This window comes from Corynebacterium marambiense (genome assembly GCF_016342275.1).
GTDB classification, from domain to species: Bacteria; Actinomycetota; Actinomycetes; order Mycobacteriales; family Mycobacteriaceae; genus Corynebacterium; species Corynebacterium marambiense.
This window is the reverse complement of record NZ_JAEIOT010000004.1, coordinates 277,469-291,962: the sequence shown is the minus strand read 5'-3', so window position 1 is coordinate 291,962 and position 14,494 is coordinate 277,469. Positions and strand designations below refer to the sequence as shown.

At 66.0% G+C, this 14,494-nt stretch carries 14 protein-coding genes and 1 tRNA gene; 6 read left to right on the top strand and 9 right to left on the bottom strand.

Annotated elements, in window-relative coordinates; genetic code table 11:
* Positions 1–56: 56 nt before the first annotated feature.
* A complete protein-coding gene (locus JDV76_RS01415; protein WP_232958703.1) occupies positions 57–653 on the top strand; it encodes a DM13 domain-containing protein in 597 nt (198 codons plus the stop codon).
* A 70-nt stretch (positions 654–723) separates the two neighbouring features.
* On the opposite strand, the gene JDV76_RS01410 is transcribed toward JDV76_RS01415, so the two are convergent.
* The 6 genes from JDV76_RS01410 to JDV76_RS01385 are packed head-to-tail and all read right to left on the bottom strand — an operon-like array spanning position 724 to position 6,734.
* The gene (locus JDV76_RS01410) at positions 724–1,122 is read right to left on the bottom strand and encodes a Na+/H+ antiporter subunit G (RefSeq protein ID WP_198735078.1); all 399 of its coding nucleotides are present in this window, start codon (positions 1,120–1,122) and stop codon (positions 724–726) included.
* Positions 1,122–1,391, bottom strand: a complete 270-nt coding sequence (locus JDV76_RS01405; RefSeq protein ID WP_198735077.1) for a cation:proton antiporter — start codon at positions 1,389–1,391, stop codon at positions 1,122–1,124. Before JDV76_RS01405 ends, JDV76_RS01410 begins: the two co-directional genes overlap by 1 nt.
* The gene (locus JDV76_RS01400; protein ID WP_198735076.1) at positions 1,388–1,765 is read right to left on the bottom strand and encodes a monovalent cation/H+ antiporter subunit E; all 378 of its coding nucleotides are present in this window, start codon (positions 1,763–1,765) and stop codon (positions 1,388–1,390) included. Before JDV76_RS01400 ends, JDV76_RS01405 begins: the two co-directional genes overlap by 4 nt.
* Positions 1,765–3,336, bottom strand: a complete 1,572-nt coding sequence (locus JDV76_RS01395) for a monovalent cation/H+ antiporter subunit D family protein (protein WP_198735075.1) — start codon at positions 3,334–3,336, stop codon at positions 1,765–1,767. Before JDV76_RS01395 ends, JDV76_RS01400 begins: the two co-directional genes overlap by 1 nt.
* A 3-nt stretch (positions 3,337–3,339) precedes the next feature.
* A complete protein-coding gene (locus JDV76_RS01390; protein WP_198735074.1) occupies positions 3,340–3,759 on the bottom strand; it encodes a cation:proton antiporter subunit C in 420 nt (139 codons plus the stop codon).
* Positions 3,756–6,734 carry a DUF4040 family protein gene (locus JDV76_RS01385; RefSeq protein WP_198735073.1) on the bottom strand — a complete coding sequence of 993 codons (2,979 nt, stop codon included), beginning with the start codon at positions 6,732–6,734 and terminating at the stop codon, positions 3,756–3,758. Before JDV76_RS01385 ends, JDV76_RS01390 begins: the two co-directional genes overlap by 4 nt.
* A gap of 243 nt (positions 6,735–6,977) precedes the next feature.
* On the opposite strand from JDV76_RS01385, the gene JDV76_RS01380 reads away from it, so the two are divergent.
* The gene (locus JDV76_RS01380; protein WP_198735072.1) at positions 6,978–8,588 is read left to right on the top strand and encodes a YhgE/Pip domain-containing protein; all 1,611 of its coding nucleotides are present in this window, start codon (positions 6,978–6,980) and stop codon (positions 8,586–8,588) included.
* 81 nt (positions 8,589–8,669) lie between these two features.
* Here the strand turns inward: JDV76_RS01380 and JDV76_RS01375 are convergent.
* Positions 8,670–8,746: transfer RNA gene (locus JDV76_RS01375), tRNA-Pro, on the bottom strand.
* Between the two features lie 90 nt (positions 8,747–8,836).
* Positions 8,837–9,751 carry a metallophosphoesterase gene (locus JDV76_RS01370; RefSeq protein ID WP_376992995.1) on the bottom strand — a complete coding sequence of 305 codons (915 nt, stop codon included), beginning with the start codon at positions 9,749–9,751 and terminating at the stop codon, positions 8,837–8,839.
* 29 nt (positions 9,752–9,780) lie between these two features.
* On the opposite strand from JDV76_RS01370, the gene JDV76_RS01365 reads away from it, so the two are divergent.
* Positions 9,781–10,251 carry a GatB/YqeY domain-containing protein gene (locus JDV76_RS01365; protein WP_198735071.1) on the top strand — a complete coding sequence of 157 codons (471 nt, stop codon included), beginning with the start codon at positions 9,781–9,783 and terminating at the stop codon, positions 10,249–10,251.
* A 42-nt stretch (positions 10,252–10,293) separates the two neighbouring features.
* Here JDV76_RS01365 and JDV76_RS01360 read toward each other — a convergent pair whose 3' ends face one another.
* Complete coding sequence (locus JDV76_RS01360; protein WP_198735070.1) at positions 10,294–12,690, bottom strand: transglycosylase domain-containing protein; 2,397 nt, start codon at positions 12,688–12,690, stop codon at positions 10,294–10,296.
* A gap of 136 nt (positions 12,691–12,826) precedes the next feature.
* On the opposite strand from JDV76_RS01360, the gene JDV76_RS01355 reads away from it, so the two are divergent.
* From JDV76_RS01355 to JDV76_RS01345, 3 genes are all read left to right on the top strand, one after another.
* Complete coding sequence (locus tag JDV76_RS01355; protein ID WP_198735069.1) at positions 12,827–13,186, top strand: WhiB family transcriptional regulator; 360 nt, start codon at positions 12,827–12,829, stop codon at positions 13,184–13,186.
* A gap of 684 nt (positions 13,187–13,870) precedes the next feature.
* Complete coding sequence (locus JDV76_RS01350) at positions 13,871–14,032, top strand: DUF4177 domain-containing protein (RefSeq protein ID WP_198735068.1); 162 nt, start codon at positions 13,871–13,873, stop codon at positions 14,030–14,032.
* 1 nt (position 14,033) lies between these two features.
* A complete protein-coding gene (locus tag JDV76_RS01345; protein ID WP_198735067.1) occupies positions 14,034–14,492 on the top strand; it encodes a RidA family protein in 459 nt (152 codons plus the stop codon).
* Positions 14,493–14,494: the final 2 nt, after the last annotated feature.

Sequence of the window (14,494 nt, the reverse complement as noted above, 5' to 3'; positions counted from 1 at the left end):
GTTTTCTGTGCCGTGGGAAGGAAAATCGCCCACCAGGGAATGTAGACACGTCATCCATGGTTGTAGCAGATATGCCCCTCACACAGAACGCCGCCAGAAAACCGCTCTACATCGCGCTGATTGCCCTGATCATGGTGATCGCCATTGGGATCGCCCTGGCGCTCACCCAGCCCTGGCGCGCCTTCACCTCGTCCAGCGTCGACGAAGCATTTCCCTCCACCGGCGACGCCGTCGCCACCGCCCCAGGTGATGAAACGGTCACCGTCGGGGAAAGCACGGACCTAGCCGCCGTGGACACGGTAAAACCAGTGAAGCCGGTGAAGGTCAAGAGAGGGCAGGTCATCTCCCTGGATCACGACACCTCCGGCACCGCGTTCATCGCGGAACTCCCGGACGGCTCGAGGGTCTTACGCCTGGAGGATCTGGCTAGTCTCGATGGACCGGATCTCAAGGTCGTCCTCACCCCGGCGGTCGGCGACTACTCGACACTGGGAGACACGGGATATGTGACCCTCGGGGAGCTCAAAGCCACCCACGGCAACCAGAATTACACCATCCCCGCAGATCTCGATCTGAACACGGCGAACAGCGTGGTGATCTGGTGTGAGCGCTTCAGCTCGGCGTTCGGCGCCGCAGAGCTCACCGTGATCTGACCCGACCCCGTCCACACAAGAAGAAGCCCCCACCGGTTTTTCCGGTGGGGGCTCATTCGTTTTTGTCGTCTTAGGTTGATGTGGACTGGGATTCGTCGTCGACTCCGGAGGGCTCCGGCCCCTGTCTACCGTGGCAGCCCGTACGCAGTGCCTCGGCGGTGATCACCTCCGGTTTCTCCAGGGCGAAGATGGAACGACCGAGATAGAAGGTGGACAGGCTACCGATGGCGAGCAGGCCGGTGATCGCGATGCACGCCCGCAGTAGATCGGTGGCGACGAAACCCGTCGTCGACCAGTCGTACAGGAGGTGGGCGGCGATGATCAGCGGCAATGCGACACCGATGGTCGGCCCCAACAGGTTCGCCCGCGTCATGGCGTCCGGGGCCCGCCACATCGCGGCTGCGGTGACCAGAGTCATCGCCGCGGCGAACAGGAGGGTCAGGCTGATGATGATCTCCACGACAGTCATTAGCGACGTCCCTTCGACAGGACACGAGAAAAGGAAACGGTTGTCAGTATTCCGAGTAGGCCGGCGAGCAGCGGGATTTCGTAGGAGATCGACGTCGGGGTGATGATCGTCCACGTCACGAAGATCGCGATCATGGTGTAGAAAACCTTGTCCGCGAGCACCGCCCGGGTGGTGTCTTCACGGGTTTTCAGCAACAGTGCAAGGCTTGCCAGTAGCGCCAGGGTCATCATCACGACGGACACCGCCACAATAATGGTCAGCGCACTCATCGGGTCTCCTCTCCGGCACCCTGACCGGGCGCCCCATGGTCGATTCCTCTGACCGAGGGAACCATCCGTTCCTCCATGTCAGCCAGTCCCTCGAACACCTCGGTCGGGTTCGCACCGTAGACCGCCTGCACGAGGAGGAGCTCCGGGCCGTCTCCGTCTGGGTTGGGCCGCAGCCCGACGGAGAGCGTGCCGGGGGTCATGGTGATGGAGGTCGCCAGGGCCACTATTTGCCAGTCCTTGGTCACCCGCAGTGGATAGGCCACCACGATGGGGTGCATGTGCGTGCGGTGGCGCACCACGTCGCGGGCCACGGTGAGCGCTCCCGCGAACACCTGGCCGATCAGCCAGATCCCGAATCGGATCACGTGGAACATCAGCGGACCTCCTCTGGGATGTCAATGCCCTGCAGGGGCGTGCCCCCGGTGTCGACGACACCCACCGCGGTGGAGAGATCTCCGAGGATTGCCTGCTGGTAGCCGTCTATGTCGAGCAGTCCCTCCGCGGCGGTGGTGGTCACGGATGTGAGAATCCCGGCACCGAAGAACATCGCAACGCTGAGCACCGCGAGTGCCGCACCCGGTGCGAGCTTGGATCCGGAGACCAGCAACGTCGCCGGGAATTCCTTCTCCCTCATGTCCTTGCCCCAGAACACCGCCCGCCACAGCCGCAGCATGGACAGCAACGCCCCGAAGCTCGCGACGATGATCGCGGCGATGACCAGCCATGCCTTCAGGTCTCCCTCCCGGGCGACGGCGAGGGTGACGTACAGCTTGCCCCACACGCCGGAGAACGGGGGGAAGCCGACGACCGAGAACGCGCCCATCACGAACACCGCAGACACGAGCGGCTCCCGACGCATCAGACCGGACAACCGCGTCAGCATGCCGGTGCCGTAGGTTTCCTCCACGGCGCCGACGGTGAGAACGAGGGAACCGACGGTGATCATGTGATGCAGGGCGTAGAGGATGCCGGCCGCGAGAGCACGGACCGGGTCGAGCGTCGCAAATGCGAGCACGACCAGGATGAATGGCATGCCGTTGACCATCTGGTAGGCGATGACGCGGCGCATGGTGTGTTCGGCGAGGCCCGCGAAGCCACCGACCAGCATGGAGACCACGCAGACAACGGCGATGAGCCAGGACCAGCGTTCGTCCAGGGCGAAGACGACGGTGTAGATGCGGAACAGTGCGTACACCGCAACTTTCGTATGCAGGCCCGAGAACAATCCCATCACAGACGGTGACGTACCCGGGTAGGTGCGGGGTAGCCAGGTGTGCACCGGGAAGACACCGGCCTTCACACACAGGGCGATGACCACCACGCCCATCGCCACGGTGAGCGGGCCGTTGCCCGCCGCTGCTCCAGCCAGAGCAGCCATGTTCACCGTGCCCGCTACGCCGTAGACGAGCGCCACACCGATGAGCAGGACCGTGGAGGTGGTCAAGTTCACCAGAACGAACATCCGCCCACCCGCGAGGCGGGACCAGGTTCCGGTCATGGCGATCAGTCCGTAGGACGGCAGGAGCATGACCTCGATGAATACGAAGAGGTTGAACAAGTCGGCGGTGAGCAGGGCACCGTTGACACCGGCGGTGAGCATCAGGGTCAGCGCCGGGTAGAACCGGGCGCGGGTCTCGCCGGCGACGAGAGCGAACATGTTCGAGGCGAAGGCAACGACGCAGGTGGTCAGGATCATCACCGCCGAGAACGGATCCGCAGCAAACGGGATCGCGATACCGCCGTCGTAGAGTCCGACCGAGTGCGCCACGGTGCCGGCCTCCGCAGTGTGGGCGAACAGCCAGCCACCCGCGATGATGCCGACACCGGGGACCAGAACCATGAGCAGGTCTCGGACGATGCGCCACGGCACGATCACCGCGATGGCCGCGGCCGCCAGCGGCACGGCGACGAAGAGGGGAAGAACCCAGGAAAGATCGTTGTTCACTGTCTACTTCTCCTCCTTGGCCAGCCGTTGGGCGACGCGGGCCGCGCGGTGGGAGCCGGGGCGGACCGGGGCGGCCGTTCGGCCGCGGGTCTCCAGCGGGGACTCCTCGTCGGGGTCCTCCGCGGAGCGGGTGTCGTCGGAGCGGCCCAGGGCGGCGAGCGCCAGCATGAAGGCGGTGGTCGCCATGGTGATGACGATGGCAGTCAGGACGAATGCCTGCGGCAGGGGGTCTGCGGCCTCGTCGAGGGGGGTGCGCCCACCGAAGGGCTCACCGCGCCAGGCGCCGACACCGGTCGCGAGAATGATGAGGTTTGCGGCATGGCTCACCAGCCCCATACCGAACACGATGCGCACCATCCCCCGCTGCATGATCAGGTAGACGCCGCCGCCCAGCAGGAATGCGATGGTCAGTGCGAGAATCACTGCTTCTCTCCCTTCTGTCCGTCGGTGCCCCCACCGGTGTCGCCGGCGGGGGCCGGGTCGCGATCGGTGGCGCGGGCCGCGCTGAATGCGGCGGACGCGGCAGTGGCTGACGTTTCCGGTTGCCGTGGATCGTCGAGTTTCGGATCAGACCGCACATCGGGCGTGGTGGGTAGCGGGTGCTCGCCACCGCGGTGGAACGGCAGCAGTTTCTTGTCCGCGCCGGGCCGCAGGTACCCGCCGAGCGCGTTGATCGCGAGGGTGAGCATGCCGAGCACCGCGAGGAACACACCGACATCGAAGATCATCGACGTACTGACGTGCTCCGGGCCGATGTGGCCGTGCAGCGGGTAAAGAAAGGACCCCTCCAAGAAACCGAGGAACCCTGATCCGATCGCGGTGAGCACACCGATGCCGGTGAGCAGGAAGGGCGTGTTCGGGCGGACGACGGGCTTGTCGGTGCCGCAAGCGAGATAGACGCTCATGATCGCCCCACCGGCCACGAGTGCCGCGATGAAGCCGCCACCGGGGGAGTTGTGGCCGCGCATGAAGATGAGGAACGACAGGACACCAAGGACCGGCACGAGATATCTCTGCAGCTGCTCCAGAGGGAGCGCGTTGCGGATCGATTCCGGGAGGAACAGCGGGCGGGTACCGCGCCGGAACGGGTGCCTCGGGACGGAACCGACGACCGCGGAGATGACGACGCCCGCCATGCCGAGGACGGCGAGCTCGCCCAGGGTATCGAAGGCACGGAACTCGACGAGGATCGTGTTGACGATGTTGTCGCCGCCGGTGATCTCCGGGCCATTGTTGAGGTAGTACAGGGCGATGTCTGAGCGCTCGTGCCGGCCGAGCAGACCCATGACGGCGGCGAACGCGGCGGTGCCGGTCGCGACGCCGAGGATTGCGGAGGAGGTGCGTCGGCGTGCGGAGGTCTTGTGGAACTCCTCCGGCTGCTGCCGGATCACCATCATGATGATGACGACGACGAGGGTCTCGACGAGGAACTGCGTCAACGCCACGTCCGGTGCCCCGAGCGCCAGGATCTGCAGGGTGACGCCCACACCCGTGGTGCCGAGCAGGACCGCACCCGACAGCCGGGTGCGCGCCCGGGCGAGACCGAAGACGGACACCACGATGATGAGCAGCGGAATGAGGTCGATCGGGTCGTCGATGCCCTCGATCCGGGGCTCGGGGGTCACGCCGTCGATCCCCGGCATGAAGAGGACGACCGTGGCGAAGACGATCAGTACGAGCAGCGGGTACAGCAGGTGCCGGGAGGGCGAGTAGGAGTCCGCCATCCGGCCGGCCGTCCGGCCCCAGCGGCCGCACAACTCGATGAAGCGGCGCAGCGCGATGTTGCCCGTGAATGGCAGCAGAGAGCGACCGTCGAAGGCCGGCAGGATCCGCTTCCGTGCGAGCACACCGAGCACACCAACGATCAGAACCACGACGGAGATCCCCAGCGGAACGGTGACACCGTGCCAGAGGCCCAGGTGCAGGTGCGGGGCGGTGGTGATTGAACCGACGACGGCGTCGAGCGGTTCGTCGAGGGACGCGGCGACGAACGCCAGCGGCAGCGAGACCAGGCCGGGCAGCGCTGCGGGCAGCCACAGCTGGACGGGGGCCTCGTGGACCTCCGACATGTCGCGCGGACCGTCGACGAAGGCGCCGAGTACCAGGCGGGCCGAATAGGTAAAGGTGAACACCGCCCCCACGCCGGCGGCACCGAGCAGCAGCCAGACACCGGCGGTGTCCAGCGGTGCCTCGGTGAATGCTTCGAGCATGCTCTCTTTGGAGATGAAGCCCATCAACGGAGGAACGGCCGCCATGGACAGCGACCCGACGAGGACACCGGTGAAGGTGAACGGCATCCGGTTCCACAGCGGTCCGAGACGACGCACATCACGGGAACCCGCCTCGTGGTCCACCACCCCGATGAGCATGAACAGTGAGGACTTGAACAGGGCGTGGGTCAGTGTGTGGAGGACAGCGGCGGCCAACGCAAAGGGCGTGCCGATGCCGATGGTTGCGACGATCCAACCCAGGTGGGACACCGTCGAATACGCCGTCAGACGCTTCAGATCGGTCTTTTGGATCGCGAACAGGGACGCCATCACGGCGGTGAACATGCCGACGGTGATGAGCAGGAGGTTCCACACGTGGTTGTCGTGCATCACGGTGGAGAAGCGCAGCAGCAGGTAGATACCGGCCTTGACCACGGCAGCGGCGTGCAGGAACGCGGACACCGGCGTCGCAGCGGCCATCGCCTCCGGAAGCCAGAAGTGGAAGGGGAACTGCGCGGACTTCGTGAATGCGGAGATCGCGATGAGGACACCCACCGCGGTGCCCAACCGGGGATCATCGGTCCAGAAATCTGAGGCCAGGATGTCGGTGAGGTCCGTCGTGCCGGCCTGCGTCGCAGCGATGGTCAGTGCGGCGAGCAGCGTCAGGCCGCCGGTGAACGTCAGGATCAGGGTCCGGACAGACCCGGCCTCGCCGCCTGAGCCCGCACGCGCGATGAGCAGGAAGGATCCGATGGACACCAGTTCCCACGCGATGAACATCAGTACGACGTCGTCCGACAGTACAAGCAACAGGACCGCAAGCATGAATGCGGACATGATGACGTAAAAGCTACCGTTGGATTGCTTGTTGTGCAGATAGGACGCCGAATAGATGAAGACGACCGCGCCGATGACGAGGGCGAGCAACGCGAAAAACACACTCAACGGGTCGCCGCGCAGAGCGAAGTCCGCATCGTGCCCCGGAGAGAGGAAATCCCGGGCCCAGACGTGCCGGTAAGTGATCACCTCCCCGTCCAACAGTCGGGGAATGTGGCGCGCCAGGAGCCCCGCGGCGATCAGGAAGATCGCCGCCAGCGGCCAGCCGGCGCGGCGGTCGAACAGACGGACCGTGAAGGGGGCGAGCCCGAGGGCGAGCGCCGCCAACGCGAGGACGATGAACAGCGTCACTTGGGCATCACACCTGCGTTCCTTGATGAGGGTTGTGAGGAGATTCGTGTCGTGCCGGAGTCCGACATACCTTTTTAAACGATACCAGCCGGTCATAGCCCGTAGATGTGGCCGGTGGCCAAAGAGTGGCTGATGTGGACCACGTCTTCTAGTCATGCGGGGTACCGGATTCGGACACCTTCCCCCGGAGCTTATTCGGTGTGGCGCATCACCTTCCCCCATATCGACGCTAGATTTCACTGTATGAGCCGAACCGGAGCAACCGTCACCCGTGTCCTGCTGGCCCTGCTGCTGCTTCTGCCGGTGGTAGCGGGTGCGGTCTACACTGTCGCCGCTGGTACCGATCTCATATCAGCACAGGCGGCGGGTGCCGGCGACGATCCCGCAACAGTCGGCGCCGTGGCCCGGGGAACCCGCGATGGCGCCGATCTCGTCGCGGCGCGGCGTGCCGCGGGGGAAGCCGACACTCAGGCAGGATTCCTCGTCACCGGCACCGGTGAGCTCCACGACGGTGCCGCTGAACTCGCCGACGGGAGCCGACGGCTCTCCGAAGGGGCCACGGAAGCGGCCAACGGGTCTCAGCAACTCACCGACGGTCTGATCAAACTCCAGGCGGGGACCGGCCAGCTGGGGGATGGCGCTACCCGGGTCGCAGATGGGGTCTCCCGGGCGGTGGAACAGATCGAGGCCATGCCGGGAACACGGGACGAGCTCCTCAAGGTCCTCGATGACGTCGACGCTACCCTCGCGAAATCGGACCACCCCGAGGCACCTCAACTCCGGATGGACCTGGTCAAGCTTCGGGTCGAAGTGGTTAACTTCCGCATCGCCCCCGAGATGATCAGTCAACTCCATGAACTGCGGGACGGTTCCCGCGAGGTCGCGAACCAGCTCTCCACACCGGGACAGCCCTTCCGTGACGGCATCTACAGCGCCGTCACCGGCTCCCGCTCCCTGACCAGTGGTCTCCGCGAACTGAATGAGGGCACACAGACGCTGCGGAGCGGTGCCGACGAACTCCGCGATGGTGCAGAGCGGATTCGGGTGATGGCCGAGGCCAACGAGAACAAGGTCGAAGCTATCCAGGCCGGGCTCCCCGCCAGGGGAGCTGCCGGTGCCGCGCAGATACCTGCGGGAGAAACGGCACCGGGATCGGACACCGGAACCGGACCGGGCCTGATGAACGCCCTGTTCATAGCATTTCTCGTCTGGCTCGCGGCGACGTCTCTGTGGCTGATCGCCCGGCCGTCCCCGGCGCCGACGGGCGCCCGCTCCGAGGGATCGTCCCGGTCGGTTGCGGAATCAGGTCTCGCTGTCGCCGGGATCGCCGTCATCGGTGCGGTCTTCGCGGCCACCGTCATCCGCTCCCCGGGTTCCATCGCACTCACGGGAGCGATCCTCGTGGTGGCCTTGACCGCGATCACGGCCTCCGTGCTCGGCCGGGCGGTGATTGCCTTGTTCGGCGGGGCCGTCGGGCGGGCCGTACTCGCTGTGGGTCTGGCGGCGCAGGCCGGGATACTCGGTCACGTGCTCTCCGACGCATCCGTCGGGGAGACTCCGACGGCGTTCTGGCGGCTGGCCACCGCGTTGACCCCGGTGGCGTACCCGACCGGGGCGCTGGCCGCACTCGACTCCGGTACACACGGCTCCGGGACACACGGCCCAGTCTTGTGGGTGGCCGTCGCCGTGCTCGGCGCACTGGCCATCCTGGGGACGGTCATCAGCCGGTTCGCCCCGGACACCGGGGCGAACCCGGAGCAAGCCCCCGGGAGCGATACCGACGGGGAGCCGGTGACCAGCATCGGCCCGCGGCCCGCTGGCGAACCCACGGCCACAACCCCCGCGGTCCGCTAGACGATCCCGTCGGAAATGGTCCGGGAACAAACGACAAAACCGGGGGCAGCGAACCGATTAAAGTTCGCCACCCCCGGATGGTGGTCGGGATAACAGGATTTGAACCTGCGACCTCCTCGTCCCGAACGAGGCACGCTACCAAGCTGCGCCATATCCCGGTGTGCAGACACTGCCTGCTACCGGGAATACTTTAGCCTACGGGATCGTACCGGGCAAAACCGCAGCTGGAACCGCGTCTCTCCGTGGTGTCAGGGCAGCTCGGTAATCCGCAGGAGCGTCGCGGCCGGGGGACAGAACAACCGGACCGGAGCGTAGCGCGAGGTACCCAGTCCCTCCGACACGTGGAGGTACATCGGCCCGATGCGGCTCAGCCCCTTGGCCTTCCGCGCGCTGATGCCGCAGTTGGTCACGAGGGCATGCCCTCCGGGGAGACAGATCTGCCCGCCGTGCGTGTGACCGCACAAGGCCAGCTGATAACCGTCGTTGACGAACCGCTGCAGGATGCGTGGCTCCGGGGCGTGCGAGAGCGCGATCGCGAGATCGCAGTCCCGGTGCGGTGGCCCGGCAATGGTGTCGTAGTCGTCCAGATCATGGTGTGGATCATCGACCCCGGCCGCGGCGATCCGGACATGTCCGGCCTTGAACTCGCACCGGGCGTGGGTTGCGTCCTGCCAGCCGTGTTCCACGAAGGCGGCGCGCAGGTCCCGCCACGGCAACTCCACGTCGCTCACCGGGCGCTTCCGATTCGCGAGGTAGCCGAAGGGGTTGACAGGGCGGGGAGCCCAGTAGTCGTTGCTGCCGAAGACGAAAAGCCCGGGGCGACCGAGCAGCGGCCCGAGGGCGCGGAGCACATCGGGGACGGTTTTCGCGTCCCCGAGATTGTCGCCCGTGTTGACGACGAGGTCAGGATCTGTGTCGATGAGCGAAGCGACCCACTCGCACTTCGCGTCCTGCCCGGGGAGCATGTGCAGGTCGCTGAGGTGCAGGACCCGGAACTCGGTGCTCTCGCCGCGCAGGGTCCCCGCGGGCAGCAGCGGCATCGTGACCTCGTGGAGCCGGAAGTTCTCGAGCTCGCGGTTTCCCCATGCCGTGAGGGCAGTTCCGCCGGCGAGGGCGGCACCGGTCACGGTCAGGGCGGATCGGAGGATGAGGTTCGGGTTCAGTCGCACCTGTCCAGCGTATCGTGGACGGCATGAGTACGTTGACTGACGCTATCCGCGCGGATCTGACCGCCGCCATGAAGGCCCGAGACGAAGACGTGAAGCGCACGCTGCGCAGTCTTCTCGCCGCCATCCAGAACGAGGCCGTCTCCGGGGCCAAACACGAGGTGGGGGACGAGGATGTTCTCCGGTTGATCGCCAGGGAGATCAAGAAACGCCGCGAGTCAGCGTCGATTTACCGGGAAGCGGGGCGCACGGAACTCGCTGACGCCGAAGAAACCGAGGCCGACATCCTCGCGCGCTACCAGCCAGCCCAGCTGGATGATGCCGACCTCGCGGCGGTCGTCGACAAAGTGGTGGCCGAGGTCGCGCAGGAGACAGGAGCCCCGGTGACCATGAAACAGATGGGGCAGGTCATGAAGGTCGCCCAGGCCGCCACGGCGGGCCGTGCCGACGGAAAGCGGATCTCCGCGGCCGTCAGGGAGCGGCTGCAGCGCGCCTGACCGGTGCCCGACTACGCTCGTTCGGGCTGGTCGGAGGGTTGGTTAGAACCCGTTCTGCCGCAGAATGTCGTTGAGCGCGTTCTGCAGGTTCTCCACGGTCTCATCGGGGTCGGGTGCCTGCCTGCGGGCGCGGTCCGGAGGGGATTCCGGACCCGGGACCGGCGGTACGGGGACTGGGCGGGAACCGTCGGAGAGTTGGAGGATGACCTCCTCGCCCTTGAGTAGCGGCTGTTTCGCGGGGATCACGTTGACGGCACGTCCGAGTGGCATTCCGTTTCCGGGTACATACTGGGTGCGCACCGTGTAGCCCGCGTCGGTGATCTTCTTCCGGGCGTCGTCCTCGCTCAAGCCGGACACCTTCGGCAGGCCGGACACGGCGGTGCCCTGTTTGAAACGGTCATCGAACGGGCCTAGCCTGCCACCGGTCGCCGCCGGAATCCGATTCGCCGCACCGAACCAGGCGCGGGCAGCCTCCATACCACCGTAGAGGTCTCCTGCGGGGCACTGCCGCAGCGGGCTGGTGCACAGCGGGGACACCGTGGTGCCGTCGTTGTAGATGTACGGGGCGGCGGCGAAACCACTGTTGAAGCCCATGAATGCGGCGGACTGGTGGGACTCCGTCGTCCCGGTCTTGGCAGCCGTGGGTGCGGACCAACCCGCGGCACGGGCCGCGTCGGCGGCGGTGCCGGACACCACGTCCTGGGACAGGCCGTTCTCGAGTGCGTAGGCGACCCCCTCGTCGAGGACCCGCTCGCAGTCGGGCTGATCCAGCGACACCTCCCGACCGTGGCGGTCGGTCACCCGGACGATCGGGTTCGGCTCACACCAGACACCTCCGGAGGCGACCGTCGCCGCGACGTTCGCTAGTTCCAGGGGGTTGACCGCCGTCGGTCCGAGGGTGAAAGAACCGAGGTTGTGGGCCTTCATGTAGTCCGCGATAGAGGAATCACCGTCGAAGCTGCCGGGTTCGGCGTAGTCCCGCAGTCCGAGCTTCACGGCCATGTCGACGGTCGGTGTCACGCCCACGGTCTCGATGAGTTTGACGAAGGTCGTGTTCGGGGAGTGCGCGAGCGCGTCTTTGAGCGTCATCGTCGGCTTGTAGACCCCGGCGTTCTCGACGCAGTAGGTGTTCGGCGGGCAGTTCTGCGCCCCACCGGTGCCGAGGTTCTTCGCCTCGTACCGGGCCGGTACGTCGAGCACCGTGTCCACACCCATACCCTTCTCGAGGGCCGCGGCTGCGGTGAAGATCTTGAACACCGAGCCGGCGCCGCTGCCGACCCTCGTCGAGGTCTGGGGTAGAACCGTCTCACCTGCCTCGAGATTCAGACCGTAGTTGCGCGAGGACACCATCGCCCGGATGGGGCGATCCTCATTGCCGGGCTCGATGACGTCCATGACTCCGGCGACACCCGGTGTCATGGGGCCGACCTGTGCGGTGACCGAATCGTGCGCGATGTCCTGGATCACCGGATCGAGGGTCGTCTCCACCGTGTAGGCACCCGTCTCGAGCTCGTCGAGACTGATGCCCTTGTCGCCCAGGTAGCGCAGGACGTGATCGCAGAAGAAACCGCGGTTGCCCGCGGCGATGCAGCCGCGCGGCAGCTCATCGGGGGCCGGGAGCACACCGAGGGGCTGCTGCTTGATGGCCGCGGCCTCCTCCGGGGTGATCGATCCGGTGGCGACCATCGTGTCCAGCACCGTGTTCCGGCGCTGGGTGACCCCCACCTCATTGGTGTACGGGTTCAGTACAGACGATGACTGGACGATCCCGGCGAGCATCGCGGACTGCGCCACACTCAGCTCGACCGCCGGGATACCGAAATACGTCCGCGACGCGGCCTCGACACCGTACGCCCCGTTGCCGAACGGGACTATGTTGAGGTAGCGGGTGAGGATCTCGTCCTTGGTCAGTAGTTGCTCCAGATCCGAGGCCATCCGCATCTCACGGAGCTTGCGGGCGTAGCTGGTCTCGGTGGCCGCGGCCTGTTCCGTTTCATCCTCGGCGTCGACCAGGAGGAGATAGTTCTTCACATACTGCTGGTCGAGGGTGGATGCACCCTGCTGCACCGACCCGGAGAAAATGTTCGTCGCCATGGCGCGGATCGTGCCCTGCCAGTCGACGCCGTCATGTTCATAGAAGCGCCGGTCCTCCACGCTGACGATGGCCTGCTTCATCGCGGGGGAGATCTGGTCACCGGTGACCTCAAACCTGCGCTGCTTGTACAACCAGGCCATCGGGTTACCGTGGGCGTCGAGGATCGTGGTCACCCCGGGTGCCTCACCGTCGGTGAGGTCGGCGAGGTTGGATTCCATCGCTTCCTGAGTCCGTGCGACGGCGAGCCCGGAGATTCCGGCCACCGGGGCGACGACCGCCGCGCCGAGGACTCCGACGGCGACGATGGCGCCGGCGGTCTTGGACAGGGATTCTACGAGAGACACCCCTTTACCCTACGTAACAAATCCGCGCCCCGGAAACAGTTGGCCCCACCCGTAGGTGTGACGCATTCGACATATGGTGCATAGTGTGAATACACTTACATTCGTCAATGAAGGCATGCAGTAGGAGAGATCAGCGATGACCGCGTCACTTATCCAGGATCCACGTAAGAACCCCTACTTCGCCCGCACCGCACGCACCACCTCCACCGCCGTAACCCATCCGGGCCGCGGGGAATGGGTCACCCGAGCCAAGTGCCGGGAGGGGGACCCCGACGCGCTCTTCGTCCGTGGGGCCGCCCAGCGCAAGGCGGCCGCGATCTGCCGCCGTTGCCCGGTGCTCACCGAATGCCGCGCCGACGCCCTGGACAACCGGGTCGAATTCGGCGTCTGGGGTGGGCTGACCGAACGCCAGCGCCGCGCACTGCTGCGCAAGAACCCCCACATCAGTAACTGGGCGGAGTACCTCGCCGCCGGTGGTGAGCTGACCGGTATCTAGACTCGGTTCCCCAGGTCACCACAGGCCCCGGATCCCGGGGCGCACGGGGGACGATCGGGGGACCTCCCGTGACCGGATCGTCCACGACGGCCGCCTCAAGATCAACCACATCCTCCACGCTGAGGCGCCACCGTAGCCTGCGACCGCTCCACGGACCCGCAGCCAGAGTCGTCGATGACTCCTGCGGAACCCTTTCTGGTGATGATCACGGGGAGACAGCGGAGGAACATTCCCCCACCTCGGAGGACAGAAACCCCACGGGACGGCTTACCGAAAGCAGTGTGCGGGGGACCTGGCCTGCGCCGGTGAGCGGGAGCATCCTGAGAACATCTCGATACTCGCCACCGACTGCATGGACATCGGGCCGCATCAGGCCACCGTTAAAGACGTCACACCGAACCCCGGTTTCCCCGATCTGCCCCAAGCCACATCCGGCACCCACCGCATCGCTGAGCACCCATCAATCAGCCTTCCGCGCCCTCCCCGGCCCATGCGCTGAATGAACTCGGCTCGCAGCTGCAGCTCGCCGTGTAAGGAACACAGGAGTGGACAACCCACGACAAAACACCGCCGGTCAGGTTGCGCAGCGTCGCCCCGGGGCACGGTGCGGCCGGGCAGTGGCTCGTGGCTACCGTGCCCGGTTCGTTTCTGCCGGTCCGCCGAGACTCGCATAAAGTGTGAGGCATGACTACTACCACGTGGGAATACGCCACCGTTCCGCTGCTCACACACGCGACCAAGCAGATCCTCGACACCTGGGGCGAGGACGGCTGGGAACTCGTTACCGTCGTGCCGGGGCCGAATCCCGAGAACGTCGTCGCCTACATGAAGCGCCCGAAGGACTGACATGGGCCACTCGGAACGCCTCCGTGAACTCGGGATCACGCTTCCCGCAGTCGCAGCCCCCGCCGGGTCTTACCAGCCCGCCATCCGCGTCGGTGATCAAGTGTGGACATCCGGACAGCTCCCGATCATCGACGGTACGCTCGCCGCGACCGGCAAGGTCGGTGCGGACGTCAGCGTCGACGATGCCGCGCACCTGGCACGCACCTGCGCGCTCAACGCACTCGCCGCAGTAGATTCGCTCGTCGGCATCGACAACGTCTCCCGGGTGCTCAAGGTGACCGGTTTCGTCGCCTCCGCCGAAGGGTTCAACGCCCAGGCCGCAGTACTCAACGGTGCCTCCGACACCCTCGCCGAGATTTTCGGGAACGCGGGACGGCATGCGCGATCCGCCGTCGGGGTGTACGAACTACCGCTCGGTTCACCCGTTGAGGTGGAGATTGTGGTGGAAATCAAGGAGTAACA